The 19,283-nt window shown below is 60.6% G+C and carries 15 protein-coding genes; 5 read left to right on the top strand and 10 right to left on the bottom strand.

Annotated features, from left to right (window positions below):
• Nucleotides 1-99: 99 nt before the first annotated feature.
• Together J2Y39_RS16830 and J2Y39_RS16825 are read right to left on the bottom strand one after the other, a co-directional pair.
• The gene (locus J2Y39_RS16830; protein WP_041476878.1) at nt 100-738 is read right to left on the bottom strand and encodes a peroxiredoxin; all 639 of its coding nucleotides are present in this window, start codon (nt 736-738) and stop codon (nt 100-102) included.
• A 293-nt stretch (nt 739-1,031) separates the two neighbouring features.
• Nucleotides 1,032-2,405, bottom strand: a complete 1,374-nt coding sequence (locus J2Y39_RS16825) for an OprD family porin (RefSeq protein WP_150637056.1) — start codon at nt 2,403-2,405, stop codon at nt 1,032-1,034.
• A 364-nt stretch (nt 2,406-2,769) separates the two neighbouring features.
• On the opposite strand from J2Y39_RS16825, the gene tauA reads away from it, so the two are divergent.
• A complete protein-coding gene (gene tauA, locus J2Y39_RS16820; RefSeq protein WP_236167916.1) occupies nt 2,770-3,759 on the top strand; it encodes a taurine ABC transporter substrate-binding protein in 990 nt (329 codons plus the stop codon).
• Nucleotides 3,760-3,892: 133 nt separating this feature from the next.
• Here the strand turns inward: tauA and argA are convergent, their stop codons facing one another.
• Nucleotides 3,893-5,194 carry an amino-acid N-acetyltransferase gene (argA, locus tag J2Y39_RS16815; RefSeq protein ID WP_016772647.1) on the bottom strand — a complete coding sequence of 434 codons (1,302 nt, stop codon included), beginning with the start codon at nt 5,192-5,194 and terminating at the stop codon, nt 3,893-3,895.
• Nucleotides 5,195-5,456: 262 nt separating this feature from the next.
• Nucleotides 5,457-6,611, bottom strand: coding sequence for an acetylornithine deacetylase (argE, locus tag J2Y39_RS16810; RefSeq protein ID WP_095181289.1), 1,155 nt, complete (start codon nt 6,609-6,611; stop codon nt 5,457-5,459).
• A 156-nt stretch (nt 6,612-6,767) separates the two neighbouring features.
• Here argE and J2Y39_RS16805 point away from each other — a divergent pair, with 156 nt between their 5' ends.
• Nucleotides 6,768-8,138, top strand: a complete 1,371-nt coding sequence (locus J2Y39_RS16805; RefSeq protein ID WP_236167740.1) for an inorganic triphosphatase — start codon at nt 6,768-6,770, stop codon at nt 8,136-8,138.
• A 106-nt stretch (nt 8,139-8,244) separates the two neighbouring features.
• Here J2Y39_RS16805 and J2Y39_RS16800 read toward each other — a convergent pair whose 3' ends face one another.
• Nucleotides 8,245-8,709, bottom strand: coding sequence for an Lrp/AsnC family transcriptional regulator (locus J2Y39_RS16800; RefSeq protein WP_024014730.1), 465 nt, complete (start codon nt 8,707-8,709; stop codon nt 8,245-8,247).
• A gap of 125 nt (nt 8,710-8,834) precedes the next feature.
• Between J2Y39_RS16800 and J2Y39_RS16795 the strand changes: the two genes are divergently transcribed.
• The 3 genes from J2Y39_RS16795 (at nt 8,835) to J2Y39_RS16785 (ending at nt 11,436) form a co-directional block, all read left to right on the top strand.
• Nucleotides 8,835-9,173, top strand: a complete 339-nt coding sequence (locus J2Y39_RS16795; RefSeq protein ID WP_310218830.1) for a hypothetical protein — start codon at nt 8,835-8,837, stop codon at nt 9,171-9,173.
• A 92-nt stretch (nt 9,174-9,265) separates the two neighbouring features.
• Entirely contained in the window at nt 9,266-11,050 is a 1,785-nt protein-coding gene (locus tag J2Y39_RS16790; RefSeq protein ID WP_024014732.1) for a GspE/PulE family protein, read from the top strand.
• A gap of 65 nt (nt 11,051-11,115) precedes the next feature.
• The gene (locus tag J2Y39_RS16785; RefSeq protein WP_172667868.1) at nt 11,116-11,436 is read left to right on the top strand and encodes a DUF2388 domain-containing protein; all 321 of its coding nucleotides are present in this window, start codon (nt 11,116-11,118) and stop codon (nt 11,434-11,436) included.
• A gap of 186 nt (nt 11,437-11,622) precedes the next feature.
• On the opposite strand, the gene gcvP is transcribed toward J2Y39_RS16785, so the two are convergent.
• The 5 genes from gcvP to J2Y39_RS16760 all read right to left on the bottom strand — a co-directional run bounded on the left by gcvP (nt 11,623) and on the right by J2Y39_RS16760 (nt 19,268).
• Nucleotides 11,623-14,496 carry an aminomethyl-transferring glycine dehydrogenase gene (gcvP, locus tag J2Y39_RS16780; protein ID WP_310218827.1) on the bottom strand — a complete coding sequence of 958 codons (2,874 nt, stop codon included), beginning with the start codon at nt 14,494-14,496 and terminating at the stop codon, nt 11,623-11,625.
• Between the two features lie 236 nt (nt 14,497-14,732).
• Nucleotides 14,733-15,116: a glycine cleavage system protein GcvH gene (gene gcvH, locus J2Y39_RS16775; RefSeq protein ID WP_150742944.1), complete on the bottom strand. Its 384-nt coding sequence runs from the start codon at nt 15,114-15,116 to the stop codon at nt 14,733-14,735.
• A 47-nt stretch (nt 15,117-15,163) separates the two neighbouring features.
• Entirely contained in the window at nt 15,164-16,246 is a 1,083-nt protein-coding gene (gene gcvT, locus J2Y39_RS16770) for a glycine cleavage system aminomethyltransferase GcvT (RefSeq protein WP_310218825.1), read from the bottom strand.
• A 155-nt stretch (nt 16,247-16,401) separates the two neighbouring features.
• The gene (locus J2Y39_RS16765) at nt 16,402-18,018 is read right to left on the bottom strand and encodes an iron ABC transporter permease (RefSeq protein WP_310218823.1); all 1,617 of its coding nucleotides are present in this window, start codon (nt 18,016-18,018) and stop codon (nt 16,402-16,404) included.
• 245 nt (nt 18,019-18,263) lie between these two features.
• Entirely contained in the window at nt 18,264-19,268 is a 1,005-nt protein-coding gene (locus tag J2Y39_RS16760) for an extracellular solute-binding protein (protein ID WP_310218821.1), read from the bottom strand.
• Nucleotides 19,269-19,283: the final 15 nt, after the last annotated feature.

Below are 19,283 nucleotides of genomic sequence, written 5' to 3'. Positions count from 1 at the left end.
ACTGACGCCTTCGCGAGCAGGCTCGCTCCCACAGGGGAATGCATTGCAAATGTGGGAGCGAGCCTGCTCGCGAAAGCGGCGGTGACTGCACCACAAATCTTATTTGTTCGGCTGCGGCGTCAGGCGCAGGTAGGGCTTCACCGCGCGATAGCCTTTTGGGAAGCGCTGCTTGATCTCGTCTTCGTCCTTGAGCGACGGCACGATCACCACTTCTTCACCGTCCTGCCAGTTGGCCGGGGTGGCGACTTTGTAATTGTCGGTGAGCTGCAGCGAGTCGATCACCCGCAGGATCTCGTGGAAGTTGCGCCCGGTACTCGCCGGGTAGGTGATGGTCAGGCGAATCTTCTTGTTCGGATCGATGACGAACAGTGAACGCACAGTCAGCGTGTCATTGGCGTTCGGGTGGATCAGGTCGTAGAGATCGGAGACCTTGCGATCGGCATCGGCCAGGATCGGGAAATTGACGATAGTGTTCTGGGTTTCGTTGATGTCCTCGATCCACTTGTGGTGCGAGTCCACCGGGTCAACCGACAGCGCGATGGCCTTGACGCCGCGTCGGCTGAATTCATCCTTGAGCTTGGCGGTGAAACCCAGCTCGGTGGTGCACACAGGAGTGAAGTCCGCCGGATGGGAAAACAGCACACCCCAGCTATCGCCCAGCCATTCGTGGAAACGAATCTTGCCGGCGCTGGAATCCTGTTCGAAATCGGGGGCGATGTCGCCGAGTCTGAGGCTCATGGTGCTGCTCCTGATGAGGGATGGGAGACAACAACTGTAGCTCGGGATCAATCAGTGTGAAAAAGAATAAATAACTAGATATCTAGATCATTAGTGAATATTAAACATCTGTTCATTGGACACCAGACGGCATCGCGACGAACATCCAACCAAGGTTCGAGAAGGCCTTGAGTTGCAGCAAAGAGGGAAATCGAGAAAGGCTTACGGGGGTGAGCCTGACTCGAAACGCAAAAGCCCCGTCCGGCGCGATGCCGGACGGGGCTTTTTTTTGCTTCAGTTACTTGGTCGAGCTGTTACAGCAGCGGGATCGAGTAGCTGAGGATCAGGCGGTTTTCGTCCTGGTCGCGTTGACCCGGGATGTCGTTGCGCCAGGTTGCGTTTTTCCACATTACGCCAACGTTTTTCAGCGGGCCTTCCGGTACGACGTAAGCAACAGTGAGGTCACGCTCCCACTCGGAACGGCCAGTGGCATTGGTGCTGACTTGTGGCACGCTACTGCCAACACGACCAGTAGTGTCGATGTTATCGCCACGCAGGTAAACCACACCGGCGGTAAGGCCAGGTACGCCTACCTTCGCGAAGTCGTACGAGTAGCGAGCTTGCCAAGTACGTTCGCCAGCGCGAGCGAATTTGGCAATTTGCATGTCGGTAGTGATGTAAGCCGACGAGCCGTCACCCTGGTTCAGCCAAGGGAAGTCGCTGTTGCCGTTACTGACCTGATAACCGCCACCGAAGGTGTGACCTTCAACGGTGTACAGGAACAAACCACTGTACAGGTTGTTGTCGACTTTCCCTTTGGTGATGCCGGTACCGTAGTCACCAGTGGTGTAGTACGCCGGATCATTACCGTTGGCGCCATCGTCACGGCTATTGAAGTAACGCAAATCCGACTTCAATACACCCGGGCCGATTGCCCAGTTGTGCACCAGACCCAGGAAGTGCTGCTTGTAGTAATCCTGCAGGTTGCCGTAGTAGTACTGAGCAGTCAGGTCTTTGGTGATTTTGTAGTCACCGCCACCGTAGATGAACTTGTTACTGTCACGACCGGCAGCGGTGTGAGCGTTGGAGCCCGCAATCGACAACTCTTCGTTGTTGCTGGAGTTACGGCCCTTGGCGTGCTCGATTTGACCAGCAACCAGCGTCAGATCCTTGATCTCGCTCGAAGTGATCTGGCCACCCTGGAAGGTTTGCGGCAGCAGACGACCGTCGTTGGTCACGATGACCGGCAGTTTTGGCTGCAGGGTGCCCAATTTCAGTTCGGTCTGAGAGATCTTGGCTTTGGCAGTCAAACCCAGGCTGGAGAAGTTGTCGACCGCTTCGCCGTTGGATTTGCTCGGGAATACAGTACCGCCGTAGGAAGTCGAGGTAGCACCGTTGGTGCCGCCACCCGAATCCAGACGCACACCCAACAGGCCGATGGCATCGATACCGAAGCCTACGGTGCCTTGGGTATAACCGGAGATAAACCGCAGATCGAAGCCTTGGCCCCATTCTTCTTGCTTGTTCTGAGCGCCGGCAGCTTTGGTATCGCCGTCACGGTTGTCAGTGTTGATATAGAAGTTACGCAGACCCAGAGTAGCCTTGCTGTCTTCGATGAAACCGGCAGCGCCTGCCTGCTGCGCCATAACCCCAACGGCCACAGCCAGGGCCAAGGTGGACTTGTTCATGTATCGCTCCTCTCGTTCTAATTCTTGTGTTCCTGGTTCGGGGTCGATTTGCCCTGAATCCTAAGATTCGCGATTAGCGCCAGACCGTGACTGCCAAGTCAATCGTAACCTTGTATGTCTACGACCATCGTCTAATCGCGAGTGATTTGGTCCCTGCAGCGTAAAGACTTCCTGATAATCCCAAAAAGAATTTATTCGTCCTTTTTCATGCCATTCAGGCATATGGCCCATTAATGGCCATCCGCGCCGGGAAACAGCGTATCGGCGCCTAAGCTCATTCCTAAATGGTATTTGCTGACCTTTTTTTAGATCGATTAGCTTTGCCGTACTCCCAACACGGCAAATCCCATCGAAAAGGCGACGCATCATGGCGAAACGCGCACTATCAAGTCAATTTGTTACAGTTTGTGTGTCGGCACTGTTTTCTTTTTCCGCACATGCCGCCGGTCTGACGGTCGGCTACCAGACCGGGATCGATCCGAGCAAAGTGCCGCAGGCCGATGGTGTCTATGAAAAAACCATCGGCGAGAAGATCGACTGGCGTCGTTTCAACAGCGGCCCGGAAGTCGTCACTGCCATTGCTTCTGGCGACGTACAGATAGGCAACCTTGGCTCAAGTCCCCTGGCAGCAGCTGCTTCACGCAATCTGCCGATCGTGGCGTTCATCGTTTCGGCACAGATCAATGCCGCCGAAGCATTGGTGGTGCGCAACGGCAGCGGCATCGACAAACCGCAGGACCTGATCGGTAAAACCATCGCCACACCGTTCGTGTCCACCTCGCACTACAGTCTGCTTGGGGCGCTGAAGCACTGGGGCCTGAATACCTCGCAAGTCAAAGTGGTCAACCTGCAACCGGCGGAAATCGCCGCCGCGTGGAAGCGTGGCGACATTGATGGTGCGTTTGTCTGGTCGCCGGCGCTAGGCGAGATCCGCAAGACCGGCAAGACCCTGACCGACGCCGCCCAGGTCGGCCAGTGGGGTGCGCCAACCTTCGAGGTGTGGGTGGCGCGCAAAGACTTTGCCGAGAAGCATCCCGAAGTGGTGGCCAAGTTTGCCAAGGTCACCCTGGAATCGTTCGCTGATTACGCGGCACACAAAGACAGCTGGACGGCCGACTCGGTGCCTGTGCAGAAAATCGCCAAATTGACCGGTGCCAACGCAGCAGATGTACCGGAACTGCTGGCCGGTTCGGCGTTCCCGGATGCCAAGGCGCAGCAAAGCACGGCGCTGCTGGACGGCGGCACCGCCGAGGCCATTGCCGAAACGGCGAAATTCTTGAAGGAACAGGGCAAGGTCGAGACAGTGCTGGCGGATTATTCGCCGTACGTCAGCGCCAAATTCATCACTGACTGAATGCAGAAAGTGGCGAGGGGATTTATCCCCGTTGGACTGCACAGCAGTGCCCCAGCGATTCCAAGTGAAACCACAGGGGGCCGCTACGCGACCCAGCGGGGATAAATCCCCTCGCCACAGACCTCGCTGTTGTTCAGAGGGTCTTTTCGAAGATCTTCGAATTACGCTGATAGTTGTACAGCGACGCCCGCGCCGCTGGCAGGCGTTCGACGCTGCTTGGCTCGAAACCGCGCTCGCGGAACCAGTGCGCGGTGCGCGTGGTGAGTACGAACAGGGTTTTCAAACCCTGCGCCCGCGCGCGGGTTTCGATGCGTTCGAGCAACTCGTCGCCGCGTCCGCCGTGGCGGTATTCCGGATTCACCGCCAGACACGCCAGTTCGCCAGCATCGGAATCGGCAATCTGATACAGCGCCGCACAGGCGATGATCATGCCTTCGCGCTCGACCACGCTGAACTGCTCGATCTCGCGCTCCAGCACTTCCCGCGAGCGGCGTACCAGAATGCCCTGCTCTTCCAGCGGACTGATCAGGTCGAGCAAACCGCCGACGTCTTCAATCGCCGCTTCGCGCACCAGTTCGAACTGCTCCTGCGCCACCAGCGTACCGCCACCGTCACGGGTGAACAGCTCGGTCAGCAGCGCACCATCTTCGGCGTAACTGACGATATGGCTGCGCGCAACGCCGCCTCGACAGGCTTCGGCGGCGGCATCGAGCAATTCCGCTTGATAGTTGCTCATGCCCAGACGCTGCAAATGTGCCGGCACTTGTTGCGGGCGCAGTTCGCGCACCAGTTTGCCGTTTTCGTCGATCAGGCCGAGCTCGGCGCCAAACAACAGCAGCTTGTCCGCGCCCAGATCAATCGCAGCGCGGGTGGCGACGTCTTCGCAGGCAAGGTTGAAGATCTCGCCGGTCGGCGAATAGCCCAGCGGCGACAACAGCACGATCGAGCGCTCATCGAGCAGGCGATTGATGCCCTTGCGGTCGACCCGACGCACTTCGCCGGTGTGGTGATAGTCGACACCTTCCAGCACACCGATCGGCCGCGCGGTGACGAGGTTGCCGCTGGCCACGCGCAGACGCGAGCCCTGCATCGGCGACGAGGCCATGTCCATCGACAGCCGTGCTTCGATGGCGATGCGCAACTGGCCGACCGCATCGATCACACACTCAAGCGTCGCGGCATCGGTGATGCGCATGCCGTGATGGTAATGCGGGGTCAGGCCACGGGCGGCGAGGCGGGTTTCGATCTGCGGGCGCGAGCCGTGCACCAGCACCAGACGCACGCCCAGACTGTGCAGCAAGACCAGGTCGTGGACGATATTGCCGAAATTCGGATGCTCGACGCCGTCGCCGGGAAGCATGACGACGAAGGTGCAATCGCGGTGGGCATTGATGTAAGGAGACGCGTGGCGAAGCCAATTGACGTATTCGGGCATGAACCTGGGCCTGTAATAAAGAGCAGCCGAAAAAAGGGGCGAAACGAAAAACGCACAGCGGGCTGATGGTTATCGTCGGAACAGGCTTGGCGACACGCGCGCTCTCCTCATGAATACGGGTTGTGGTGCAGGCAATTTACCGGGTTGATGCAAGACATTTAACCCTGTGGGAGCGAGCCTGCTCGCGAAAGCGGTGGATCAGGTTCATCAATGGCGACTGACAAAACGCTTTCGCGAGCAGGCTCGCTCCCACACAGGGCCGTCATCGTTCGTCTGTCGTCAGGCAGTAATGTTCAATCAACTGCCGAATCAGATGCACGGTAGGCTGCAAACGTGACATTTCAAGGTACTCGCCGGGTTGATGCGCGCAGGCAATGTCGCCGGGGCCGAGGACGATGGTTTCGCAGCCGAGGCGCTGAAGATAAGGCGCTTCGGTGCCGAACGCTACTGCTTCGGCGCGATGGCCGGTGAGCTTTTCAGCGATGCGCACCAGTTCGGCATCTTCGGACTGCTCGAACGGCGGCACTTCCGGGAACAGCGGTTTGTAATCGATTTTCACCTTATGCCGCTCGGCCACCGGGTTGAGCTTGCGCAGGATTTCCGCGCGCAGCAGGCTCGGGTCCATGCCCGGCAGCGGCCGCAGGTCGAATTCCAGCGAGCACTGGCCGCAGATGCGATTGGGATTGTCGCCGCCATGAATGCAGCCGAAGTTCATCGTCGGTTGCGGCACGCTGAACTGTGGGTTGCTGAATTCACGCTGCCACAACAGACGCAGACCGCGCAGTTCGCCGATGGCATCGTGCATCGCTTCAAGGGCGCTGTGGCCCAGGCGCGGATCCGACGAATGGCCGCTCTGCCCGAGGATGTCGATGCGCTCCATCATGATGCCTTTGTGCATGCGAACCGGCTTGAGCCCGGTCGGCTCGCCGATCACCGCCGCGCGGCCCAGCGGCTGCCCGGCCTCGGCCAGTGCGCGGGCGCCGGACATCGAGCTTTCTTCGTCGCAGGTGGCGAGGATCAGCAGCGGTTGCTTGAACGGCTGATCGAGCAGCGGCCGCACGGCTTCGATGATCAGCGCGAAGAAGCCCTTCATGTCACAACTGCCCAGCCCGACCCAGCGACCGTCGACTTCGGTGAGCTTCAGCGGGTCGGTCTGCCACAACGCGTCGTCATAAGGTACGGTGTCGCTGTGCCCGGCCAGCACCAGGCCGCCGGGGCCGCTGCCGATACTGGCAAGCAGATTGAATTTGCCGGGGCTGACCTGCTGTATATCGCAGCTGAAACCCAGGTCACCGAGCCAGCACGCCAGCAGATCGATGACGGCGCGGTTGGACTGGTCCAGGTTCGGTTGGGTACAGCTGACCGATGGCGCGGCAATCAGCGCGGCGAACTGGTCTTGCATGGACGGCAATGGCATCACTGACTCCAGGTCCCGGATTGAGGCCCACTATAGAACCATCCGGCGCGCGGAATAAACCGCCGCAGGGCGTAGGAAGTTTGACTCCTGTACACTGCACGGCCTTGGCAGCCACACATTCCCCCGGCTGCGCTCCCGATTCTGGATGTTCCGGCCATGCAAAAAGAAACTGAAATCAAACTCCGCGTCAGCCGCGAAACCCTCGCTGCCCTGCGCGAGCACCCGCTGCTGAAGAAACGCAACAAAAGTGGCTGGGAACGCCGTGAGTTGATGAACCAGTACTTCGACACCCCCGAGCGCGACCTCGCCCAGGCCAAGGTCGCCCTGCGCCTGCGCAAGGACGGTGACGAAGTGATTCAAACTCTCAAGACCCGTGGCCAGAGCGTCGCCGGTCTGTCCGAGCGTAACGAGTACGACTGGAAACTGCCGAAAGCCAAGCTCGACGTGAAGAAACTCGACGGCGAATGCTGGCCAGAGTCGCTCGCCGAGCTGGACAAGAAAACCCTCAAGCCGATCTTCACCACCGATTTCGTCCGCGAGCGCGCCGAAATCGCCTGGGGCCGTGGCAAGACCAAAGTGGTTATCGAGGCCGCGCTGGATCTCGGTCACGTGGTGGTCGGCAAGCAGAAAGAAGAAATCTGCGAGCTGGAACTGGAGCTGCGCGAAGGCGCGCCTGCTGCGTTGCTGGAACTGGCTGCCGAACTGGCCGAAACCCTGGCGCTGATGCCATGCGATATCAGCAAGGCCGAGCGTGGTTATCGCCTGCACGACGCCAACAGCTACTCGCTGAGCCTGCCAGCGCCGCAGCTGACCACCGAAACCCGTCTCGACGACGCCTTCGCCGCGCTGAGCTGGCATCTGCTCGGCAGCAGCCAGCGTCTGGCCGAACAATATCGCTTCAACGGCCACTGGCGTCTGCTGCAGGACTGGGTCGAGAACCTCGCGGAAATGCGCGCCCTGCTCAGCAGCCTCGGCCAGGCTGCGCCGCGTCAGTCGACCCACGATTTGCGCGTGGCCCTCGATGCCTTGCTGGAAGACTGGCGTCCGCTGGTACAGGTCGGTATCGAAGACGAAGACGTGCGCAAGGCCGCGCCGGAGCAGTTCCTCGAAGAACTGGAAGACCCGCGCTGGGGCCAGTTCTCGCTGAACGCTTCACGCTGGCTGCTGGCCCGCACCTGGACCGCCGACCGCAACACTCGCGGTAATCGTCAGGGTGACGCGCAACTGCACAGCTGGCTGCCGCGTCTGCTCGGCGAAGAAGCCACTGCTCTGCAGCTGCAACGCTATCAGCAGCAGCCGGAAGATCTCGCTGAACAACTGCCGCGTATCGAGCGCATTCAGGTCTGGTTGCACCATGCGCGCAACGTGCTGGACATCCCGGAAATGGATCGCCTGTACGGTGAGCTGAACAAACTGGCGCAACTGGCCAACGAGCCGACCATCACCGACGAACTGCTCGATGCACGCAAGCATCAGGCGATTGCGGTGTACCAGAATCGCGCCTGGAAAATCCTCCTGCGCAGCTAAACACCTTCCCACCTGATCGTTCCCACGCTCTGCGTGGGAACGATCAAGCGGGGACTGCTGCACAGCCAAGCGGGGATAAATCCCCTCGCCACAAAGGCCATCCGCACTAGACCGGCAGGCTGGTGGTGGACTTGATCTCCGACAATGCCACGATCGAATTCACTTCCTGTATCCCCGGCACCAGCGACAGCTTTTCGAAAAAGAACCGCTCGTACGCCTCAATGTCTGCCGCGACTATGCGCAACATGAAGTCCACTGCGCCCATCAGCACATAACACTCCAGCACTTCCGGAAAGCCGCGAATCGCCTCGGTGAATTCAGTGAAGTTCGAACGCCCATGAGCGTTGAGTTTGATCTCGGCAAAAATCTGCGTGTTCAGGCCGATCTTCTTGCGATCCAGCAAGGTCACTTGGCCGCGAATGATGCCCTCCTCCTTCATCCGCTGAATCCGCCGCCAGCACGGCGATTGCGACAAGCCGACCTGCTCGGCGATCTGCGCGCTCGACAGCGAAGCGTCTTCCTGCAGCAAGGCGAGGATCTTGCGGTCGTAGGCGTCCAGCTCGCTGTGCATAAAAAATCCTCAAAGATCAGCTTTCACGAATCAATTCTTTCGATAAATCTGTACAGGCGCCGATCATAGCCAAGAAATACCCCGCACCGAATGTAAAAATTTCTCCACTGATCTGGAGATTTGCCATGCCGCACCTTGAAGCCGTGAACAGCACCCCCACCCGCGTCGATGTCTGGAACGTCAACAACGCTCACTGCCTGGCGCAGTACCGAATCCTTGCCGAGGCCGAGCCGGACCTGCTGGTGCGCGTGCTGAATCTGTTCGCCTTGCAGTTTCTGACCCCGGAGCAGGTCAACGTCCAGCGCCAGGACGATCTGCTGTCGATCGATCTGCTCATGAGCGGCCTGAGCTGGCATCGCGCGCAAGTGATCGCGGAAAAACTGCGCAACCTGATCAGCGTCTGCACAGTGGACCTGCACAACGCCGACGCAGCGTGGCAGGCGCCCGCACAGGCTGCCGGCTGACAAATCCGGCAACGGCTTCGTCGGGTAGTGGCCCAACGGTCAGCAGAGCCACGACTATCCTTTTGCGCATGACGCTTAAAAAGGAAAGCCGCATGTCCGTTCAATTTGTCACTCAGGACCGCTGGCTGGACCTCAACGATGTATTACGGGAACTGGTCGCCCAAGGCTTCATCTGCCAGGACGCGGCGGAACAGGCGCTCAATGCCCGCCGTCGCCATGCTGCTCACGGGCAGATGCATCCGCTGGAATTCATCGCCAGCCAGCAACTCGACGACCTCAGCCGTCCGGGCAAACATCTGGATCTGGAAAGCCTGACCCTGTGGCTGGCGCAACAGGCCGGTCAGCCGTATTTGCGCATTGATCCGCTGAAAATCAATGTCGCGGCGATCACGCCGCTGATGTCCTATGCCTTCGCCCAGCGCCACAAGATTCTCGCCGTCGCCGTGGACCGCGATTCGGTCACCGTGGCCAGCGCTCAGCCCTACGTCAGCGGTTGGGAAGCCGACCTGACCCACGTGTTGAAGCTGCCGATCAAACGCGTTGTGGCCAACCCGGTCGACATCCAGCGCTTCAGCGTCGAATTCTTTCGTCTGGCCAAATCGGTCAGCGGCGCCAGCAATGCCGACGCCCAGGGCGGCAACCTCGGCAATTTCGAACAACTGCTCAATCTCGGCGCCAGCGACCAGGAACCGGACGCCAACGACGCGCACATCGTCAACATCGTCGACTGGCTGTTCCAATACGCCTTCCAGCAGCGCGCCAGCGACATCCACATCGAACCGCGCCGCGAGCACGGCACCGTGCGCTTTCGCATCGACGGCGTGCTGCATAACGTCTATCAATTCCCGCCGCAGGTGACCATGGCGATCGTCAGCCGCCTGAAAAGCCTCGGTCGCATGAACGTCGCGGAAAAGCGCAAACCCCAGGATGGCCGGGTCAAGACCAAGACCCCGGACGGCGGCGAAGTGGAATTGCGTCTGTCGACCCTGCCGACGGCGTTCGGCGAAAAAATGGTCATGCGGATTTTCGACCCGGAAGTGCTGCTGAAGAATTTCGACCAGTTGGGTTTCAGCGCCGACGACCTGCGCCGCTGGCAGGACATGACCCGCCAGCCCAATGGCATCATTCTGGTCACCGGGCCGACCGGTTCGGGCAAGACCACCACTCTGTACACCACGCTGAAAAAACTGGCGACGCCGGAGGTCAACCTCTGCACCATCGAAGACCCGATCGAAATGGTCGAGCCGGCCTTCAACCAGATGCAGGTGCAGCACAACATTGAGCTGACTTTCGCCGCCGGGGTGCGCGCACTGATGCGGCAGGACCCGGACATCATCATGATCGGCGAGATCCGCGATCTGGAAACTGCGGAAATGGCGATTCAGGCCGCACTCACCGGCCACTTGGTCTTGTCCACCCTGCACACCAACGATGCACCTAGCGCCATCAGCCGTTTGCTCGAACTCGGTGTGCCGCATTACCTGATCAAAGCCACCGTGCTCGGCGTTATGGCTCAGCGTCTGGTGCGCACGTTATGCCCGCACTGCAAGGCGCCACTGACGCTCGAGGATGAAGACTGGCAAACCCTGACCCGGCCCTGGCAAGCGCCGCTGCCGAGCAATGCGCAGCGAGCGATCGGTTGCCTGGAATGCCGCGACACCGGCTATCGCGGCCGCGCCGGGGTCTACGAAATCATGCAACTGAGCGACAGCCTCAAAGCGCTGATCACCCCGGATACCGACCTCACCGCGATCAGGCGTCAGGCATTCAAGGAAGGCATGCGCAGCCTGCGCCTGTCCGGCGCGCAGAAAGTCGCGGCGGGGCTGACCACGGTGGAAGAAGTGCTGCGGGTGACGCCGCAAAGTGAGTTGAAATAATTCAGCACGGAACTGGATCGGGGGATCGGCTATCCAACGCCGTAGTCAATCCCAGGAGTCACCTCATCATGCGTCTCAAACTTGCTGTCGCCACCTTGGCCCTGCTGTCGCTTCCCGTTGGTTCGGCCATGGCGGACAGCTTTTGGCGTAACGTCATCTCCTCCGGTGCCACCACCGGCTCGACCTACCTGACGTTCAAGGATCACAAGCTGATCGTCGCCGCCCAGGACGACGCCGGCAGCTTCGTCGCCAGCGACGGCGGCATCCGTGGCCCGTACCTGGAAGCAGCCATGCAGAAAGTCCGCGCCGACAACCCGGGCCTGCAGGCTTCGGACATGGAACTGGCGAACGCGATTCTGGCGAAGAACGCCGTGGCTTCCGAGTAAACGTTGCGCCGATGAAAATGCCGCTCGATCGAGCGGCATTTTTTTGCCCGTCTTCTGAAACCGATACAAAACCCTGTGGGAGCGAGCCTGCTCGCGAAAGCGGTGAGCCAGTCACCGAAAATGCTGGCTGGACGATTGCTTTCGCAAGCAGGCTCGCTCCCACAGGGACGGCGGTGGATTTAGAGATCAGCGGTAATCATCCACCGGCACACACGCGCAATACAGATTGCGATCGCCGTAGACGTTATCCACCCGATTCACCGCCGGCCAATATTTGTGCAATCGAGTGTGCGCATCCGGGGTGATGGCCTGTTCGATGCTGTAAGGCCGTTCCCAGATCCCAGTGACATCGGCCAAGGTATGCGGCGCGCGTTTGAGCGGATTGTCTTCGCCCGGCCAGTTGCCCTTCTGCACTTCATTGATCTCGGCGCGAATGCTCAGCATCGCCGCGATGAAGCGGTCGAGCTCAGCCTTGGATTCGCTCTCGGTCGGCTCGACCATCAACGTCCCTGGCACCGGGAAGGACATGGTCGGCGCGTGGAAGCCGTAATCCATCAGACGCTTGGCGACGTCCTCCTCGCTGATGCCGGTCTGCGCCTTCAGTGGGCGCAGATCAAGAATGCATTCATGCGCCACCCGGCCGTTGCGCCCGGCGTAAAGCACCGGGAATGCCCCGGATAGATGCTGCGCCAGATAATTTGCCGCCAGAATCGCCACCTCGCTGGCGTCCGCCAGTTGCGGGCCCATCATGGCGATGTACATCCAGCTGATCGGCAAAATGCTCGCACTGCCCCACGGCGCTGCGCTGACTGCGCCGTTCTGTGCCAGCGGCCCGTCAATCGGCACCACCGGATGATTGGCGACGAACGGCGCCAGATGCGCGCGAACCCCGATAGGGCCCATGCCCGGCCCGCCGCCGCCATGGGGAATGCAGAAGGTCTTGTGCAGGTTCATGTGCGAGACGTCGGCGCCAATGTCCGCCGGTCTGGCCAGGCCGACCTGGGCATTGAGATTGGCGCCATCCATATACACCTGGCCGCCGTGCTGATGGATCACTGCGCAGATTTCGCTGATGCCTTCCTCGTAAACCCCATGGGTCGACGGATAAGTCGCCATCAGGCACGACAACTTGTTCCCGGCCTCGGCGGCTTTCAGCTGCAAATCATCCAGATCGACATTGCCCGCCTCATCGCATTCGACAATCACCACACGCATCCCAGCCATCTGCGCCGAGGCCGGGTTGGTGCCATGGGCCGATGACGGAATCAGGCAGATATCCCGCGCGCCCTCCCCCCGGCTCTCGTGATATTTACGGATCGCCAAAAGCCCGGCGTATTCGCCCTGGGCGCCGGAATTGGGCTGCATGCAGATAGCATCGAAACCGGTAATCGCGCAGAGCCAACCCTCAAATTCTTCGATCATCAGTGTGTAACCGACAGCCTGCTCCCTCGGCACGAAGGGATGCAGATGGGCGAACTGCGGCCAGGTAATCGGGATCATCTCGCTGGTGGCGTTGAGCTTCATCGTGCACGAGCCCAGCGGGATCATCGATTGGTTGAGCGCCAGATCCTTGTTTTCCAGCTGTTTGAGGTAACGCAGCATCTCGGTTTCGCTGTGGTGAGCGTTGAACACCGGATGTTGCAGATACGGCGTACTGCGCTGGAGTTCGTCGGGAATTCCCGAGGCAATGTCCTGCGCATCAAGCGCATCCACGCTCAGGCCGTGATCGGCGCCGAGCAGCACGTCAAACAGTTTCGCCACGGTGTGTTCATCACAGGTCTCGTCCAGACTCAGACCGACGCGGCCGCGCCCAAGAATGCGCAGGTTGATCTGCGCTGCCTGAGCACTCTCGATGATTGCGGTTTGTGCGCCGCCGACCTCCAGAGTCAGCGTGTCGAAGAACTGCCTGTTGAGCCGTTTGATGCCGTTGCGCTCGAGTCCCGCCGCAAGGAGGCAGGTCAGGCGATGCACGCGCTGGGCGATACGCTTCAAACCCTCCGGGCCGTGATACACCGCATAACAACTGGCGATATTGGCCAGCAGCACCTGCGCTGTGCAGATGTTCGAATTGGCTTTCTCGCGGCGGATATGTTGCTCGCGGGTTTGCAGGGCCATACGCAGCGCGACGTTGCCGCGAGCATCTTTCGACACACCGATGATCCGCCCCGGAATCGCCCGTTTGTATTCCTCGCGGCTGGCGAAGAACGCCGCGTGCGGGCCGCCATAACCCATCGGCACACCGAAACGCTGGGACGAACCGAACACCACATCGGCACCCAACTCACCCGGCGGCGTCAGCACCAGCAGGCTGAGCAAATCGGTGGCGACGCAGGCCAGGGCCTGTTGTGCGTGCAGGTGGTTGATCAAGGGTTCGAGATCGCGGATTTCGCCGTGGGTGTCGGGGTATTGCAGCAGCGCGCCGAACACCTCGTGCTGCGCCAGGTTATCCACCGCGTCGACGATCAGCTCGAAGCCGAAACCTTCGGCGCGGGTCTGTACCACGGAGAGAGTTTGCGGATGGCAATTTTCATCCACAAAAAACAGATTGCTCTTCGACTTCGCCACGCGCTTGGCCAAAGCCATGGCTTCGGCCGCTGCGGTAGCCTCATCGAGCAGCGAGGCGTTGGCCAGTTCCAGGCCGGTGAGGTCGATGGTCAGCTGCTGAAAATTCAGCAGGGCTTCGAGCCGGCCCTGGGCGATCTCTGGTTGATATGGGGTGTACGCGGTGTACCAGCCGGGATTTTCCAGCACGTTACGCAGAATGACGGTCGGCGTCACGGTGCCGTGATAACCCATGCCGATCAGGCTGGTGAACAGCTGATTCTGCTCGGCATAACCGCGCAGTTTCGCCAGCGCAGCCTGTTCGTCGAGTGCCGGCGGCAGATCCAGTGCGCGATTGAAGCGAATGCCCGGCGGCACGGTCTGCTCGATCAGCTCGGCACGACTGCCCAGGCCCAGGCTGTCGAGCATCGCCTGCTGCTCGGCGGCATCCGGGCCAAGGTGGCGGCGCAGGAAGGCTTCGGGATCGCGTAACTGGCTCAGGGACGGCGACTGGGACATGACGGGCTCTCCTGGCTGGCGCTTGGCGTCAATCGACACGGTCAAACCAGCATAGCAGGCGAATTTTCAAGATCACGCCGCCCCTGTGGGAGCGAGCCTGCTCGCGAAAGCGGTGTTTCAGAAACCTTGGCATTGACTGATATGGCGCTTTCGCGAGCAGGCTCGCTCCCACAAAGGGATATTCGTCGCCCATAAAAAAGCCCCGACGAATCGGGGCTTTGGGTGTTGCCGGCAACTTACTCGCCGATTGCAGCCTTGTACCCAGCAGCATCCAGCAGCTTGTCCAGCTCGGCCTTGTCGCTTGGCTGGAGCTTGAAGATCCACGCGCCGTACGGGTCATTATTCAGCTCTTCTGGCGAGTCGGTCAGCGCCTCGTTGATCGCGATGACTTCACCGCTGACCGGGGCGTAGATGTCGGAGGCGGCTTTCACCGACTCGACCACGCCGGATTGATCACCGGCGGCGAACACCTTGCCGACTTCGGTCAACTCGACGAACACCACGTCGCCCAGCGCTTCCTGCGCGTGATCGCTGATGCCCACGGTGACGGTGCCGTCGGCTTCCAGACGCGCCCATTCATGACTTTCGGCAAAACGCAGTTCGGCAGGGATATCGCTCATCTTCGGTTCCTCGGAAATTGGTCAGCGGTCATACCCGCCAGAAAAGGTTAGATCAAGGTTTTGCCATGGCGCACGAAGGTCGGTTTGACCACTCGCACCGGATACCACTTGCCACGGATTTCCACTTCGGCGCGGTCGGCAGTCGCCATCGGTACACGCGCCAGGGCAATCGATTTGCTCAGCGTAGGAGAGAAACTACCACTGGTGATCTCCCCTTCGCCAACATCGGCGATGCGAACCACTTGGTGAGCGCGCAAAACCCCGCGCTCTTCCAGCACCAGACCGACCAGTTTGTGCGCCACGCCGGCGGTTTTTTCCGCCTCCAGCGCCGCGCGGCCGATGAACTGCCGCGAGGCCGGCTCCCAGGCGATGCTCCAGGCCATGTTCGAGGCCAGCGGTGAAACGTCCTGATGAATGTCCTGACCGTACAGGTTCATTCCGGCCTCGACACGCAAGGTGTCGCGAGCGCCAAGGCCGATCGGCGAAATACCGGCACCGACCAGGTCGTTGAAGAAACCCGGCGCCTGATTGGCCGGCAGGCAGATTTCCAGGCCATCCTCGCCGGTGTAACCGGTACGCGCGATGAACCAGTCGCCGTCGATGGCGCCTTCGAAAGGTTTGAGTTGCTGGATCAGCGTGGCGCGCGACTGGGTCACCAGTTCCGCAATCTTGTGCCGGGCCTGCGGGCCCTGGATGGCGAGCATCGCCAGCTCGGCGCGCTCGTGCAGTTGCACGTCGTAGGCGCCGAGCTGGGCGCTCATCCAGGCCAGATCCTGATCGCGGGTCGAGGCGTTGAACACCAGCCGGTACGCGTCGTCGAGGCGATAGACGATCATGTCGTCGACGATGCCGCCGCGCTCATTGAGCATGGTGCTGTACAACGCCCGGCCGGGGCGGTGCAGACGTTCGACGTCGTTGGCCAGCAGATGCTGGAGCCAGGCCTTGGCCTGGGCGCCGGTGACATCGATCACGGTCATATGGGAAACATCGAACACCCCGCAATCGCGGCGCACTTCGTGGTGCTCCTCGACCTGCGAGCCGTAATGCAGTGGCATGTCCCAACCGCCAAAATCCACCATCTTCGCGCCGAGCGCGAGGTGCAGGTCATACAGAGGCGTACGCTGTCCCATGGGTTTCTCCTTCCGGGCGTGGCGAGGGTGCGGACCGCCGCTATACGGCTGAAAGCCTTGATGGATAAGGCTTGCAGCCGATTCCAGCGCACGGGTCTGTCAGACGAACCGCACCGAATGCCGCGCATTGTAGCCGCATGATGTAGGACTGACGACTAAGTGTTTCGATGCGCCGAACGTCGAATCAATCCGATCACCGGCAACAACCCGACCAGCACCAGCGTCAATGCCGGCAATGAGGCGCGCGCCCATTCGCCTTCGCTGGTCATTTCAAAGATGCGCACCGCTAGCGTGTCCCAGCCAAACGGGCGCATCAGCAGGGTCGCGGGCATTTCCTTGAGCACATCGACGAACACCAGCAACGCGGCGCTCAACGTGCCGGGCAGCAAGAGCGGCAGATACACTTTGAAAAACAGTCGCGGCCCACTGACACCCAGGCTGCGTGCCGCTTCAGGCAAAGATGGCCGTATACGCGCCAGACTGCTTTCCAGCGGCCCATAGGCGACGGCAATGAAGCGCACCAGATACGCCATGAGCAACGCCGCGAGGCTGCCGAGCAGCAACGGTTTGCCGGCACCACCGAGCCAGGCGGAGAGCGGAATCACCAGTTCACGATCCAGATAACTGAAGGCAAGCATGATCGACACCGCCAGCACCGAACCGGGCAAGGCGTAGCCGAGATTGGCCAGACCGACGCCAGAGTTGATGGCTGGGGTCGGCGCCAGACGCCGGGCAAACGCCAGCAACAGTGCAACGCTGACGGTGATTAGCGCCGCCATGGCACCCAGGTACAGCGTGTGCAGAATCAGTCCGGCGTAGCGCTCATCCAGATCGAAGCGTCCACGCTGCCAGAACCACACGATCAGTTGCAGCACCGGGATGACGAAGGCGCAGGCGAACACCAATCCACACCAGCCCGTCGCCGCGAAGGCCTTGATTCCCCGCAGGTGATACAGCGCTTTCACCCGTGGCCGCTCGTTGGCGGCTCGATTCGCCCCGCGTGCACGGCGTTCACCGTACAGCACCAGCATCACCACCAGCAGCAACAGACTGGCCAGTTGCGCGGCGCTGGGCAGGCTGAAGAAGCCGTACCAGGTCTTGTAGATTGCCGTGGTGAAGGTGTCGAAATTGAACACCGATACCGCGCCAAAATCGGCGAGGGTTTCCATCAGCGCCAGCGCCACGCCCGCGCCAATCGCCGGACGCGCCATCGGCAGCGCAACCCGCCAGAACGCCTGCCACGGCGACTGGCCCAGCACCCGCGCCGCTTCCATCAAACCTTTGCCCTGAGCCAGAAACGCGGTACGCGCCAGCAGATAAACGTAGGGATAAAAAACCAGCACCAGCACCACGATCACCCCGCCGGTGGAACGCACCCGTGGCAGGCGCAGGCCGCTGCCGAACCATTCGCGCAACAGGGACTGCACGGGCCCGGCGAAATCCAGCAGGCCGACGAAAACGAACGCCAGTACATACGCTGGAATGGCGAAGGGCAGCATCAGCGCCCAGTCGAGCCAGCGCCGACCGGGAAATTCGCAGAGGCTGGTCAGCCAGGCCAGGCTGACACCCAGCAGAGTCACGCCGACACCGACGCCGAGGATCAGCGTCAGGGTATTGCCGAGCAGACGCGGCATCTGGGTTTGCCACAGGTGCGACCAGATCTGCTGATCGATGGTCTGCCACGACAGCAGCAACACGCTCAGGGGCAACAACACCAGCGCGGCGATGGCGAAGACGATGGGGTACCAGCGGCGTTGGGCGGGGTGGGCCACTTTTGGGTCTCTGGTGGGATTGGGGTGTTCTTGGATTGCGTATTTCAGGTTGGGATTGCTGCCCTCACCCTAGCCCTCTCCCGGAGGGAGAGGGAACTGACCGAGGTGCTCATGCAAACTACATCGACCTGAGATATTGAGTCGAACTCAAGTTTCGAAAACAACACAAGTTGGCTCCCTCTCCCTCCGGGAGAGGGCTGGGGTGAGGGAGCGATCTTGAAAGATCAACAGTTACACGAAACGCCTCAATTCCACCCCGCCCGATCCATCATCCGGATCGCCTCAGCCTGACGTTTGCCCGCCACTTCTACCGGCAAGGTATCAGCAATGAACTTGCCCCACGCCGCCACTTCTTCCGATGGCGCCACCGCCGGGTTGGCCGGGAATTCCTGGTTCACATCAGCAAAAATCTTCTGTGCCTCAGGCGTGGTCATCCATTCGACCAGCGCCTTGGCCGCTTCCGGGTGCGGCGCATGTTTGGTCAGGCCGATGCCCGACAGGTTTACGTGCACACCACGATCGGCCTGATTCGGCCAGAACAGCTTCACCGGCAGTTCAGGCTTCTGCTTGTGCAGGCGACCGTAGTAGTAGGTGTTGACGATGCCAACGTCACACTGCCCGGCGTTGATCGCTTCCAGCACCGCAACGTCATCGGAGAACACGTCAGTGGACAGGTTGTTGACCCAGCCCTTGAGGATTTTCTCGGTCTTCTCGGCGCCGTGAACTTCGATCATGGTCGCAGTCAGCGACTGGTTGTAGACCTTCTTCGCCGTGCGCAGGCACAGGCGGCCTTCCCAACTCTTGTCGGCCAGCGCTTCATAGGTGGTCAGTTCGCCCGGCTTCACCCGCTCGGTGGAATAGGCGATGGTCCGCGCGCGCAGGCTCAGGCCGGTCCAGGCGTGGGTGGACGAGCGATATTGCTGAGGAATATTGGCGTCGATGGTTTTCGAGGTGAAAGGCTGCAGAATGCCCATCTGCTCGGCCTGCCACAGGTTACCGGCATCGACCGTGAGCAGCAGGTCGGCGGTGGCGTTTTCGCCCTCGGCCTTGATGCGCTGCATCAGCGGCGCTTCCTTGTCGGTGATGAACTTGATCTTCACCCCGGTCTTGGCGGTGTAGGCATCGAATACCGGTTTGATCAGCTCATCGATGCGCGACGAGTACACCACCACCTCATCGGCGGCCTGGGCAGTGGTGCTGCCGATCAGGGTCAAGGCCAGTGCGGTCAGAAGACGCTTGGGTGCCAACATGGGAGTGGTCTCACG

This window comes from Pseudomonas sp. 2957, assembly GCF_031456345.1.
GTDB classification, from domain to species: Bacteria; Pseudomonadota; Gammaproteobacteria; order Pseudomonadales; family Pseudomonadaceae; genus Aquipseudomonas; species Aquipseudomonas siliginis.
Note: the sequence above shows the minus strand (reverse complement) of the source record. Positions and strands in the feature narration are given on the sequence as shown.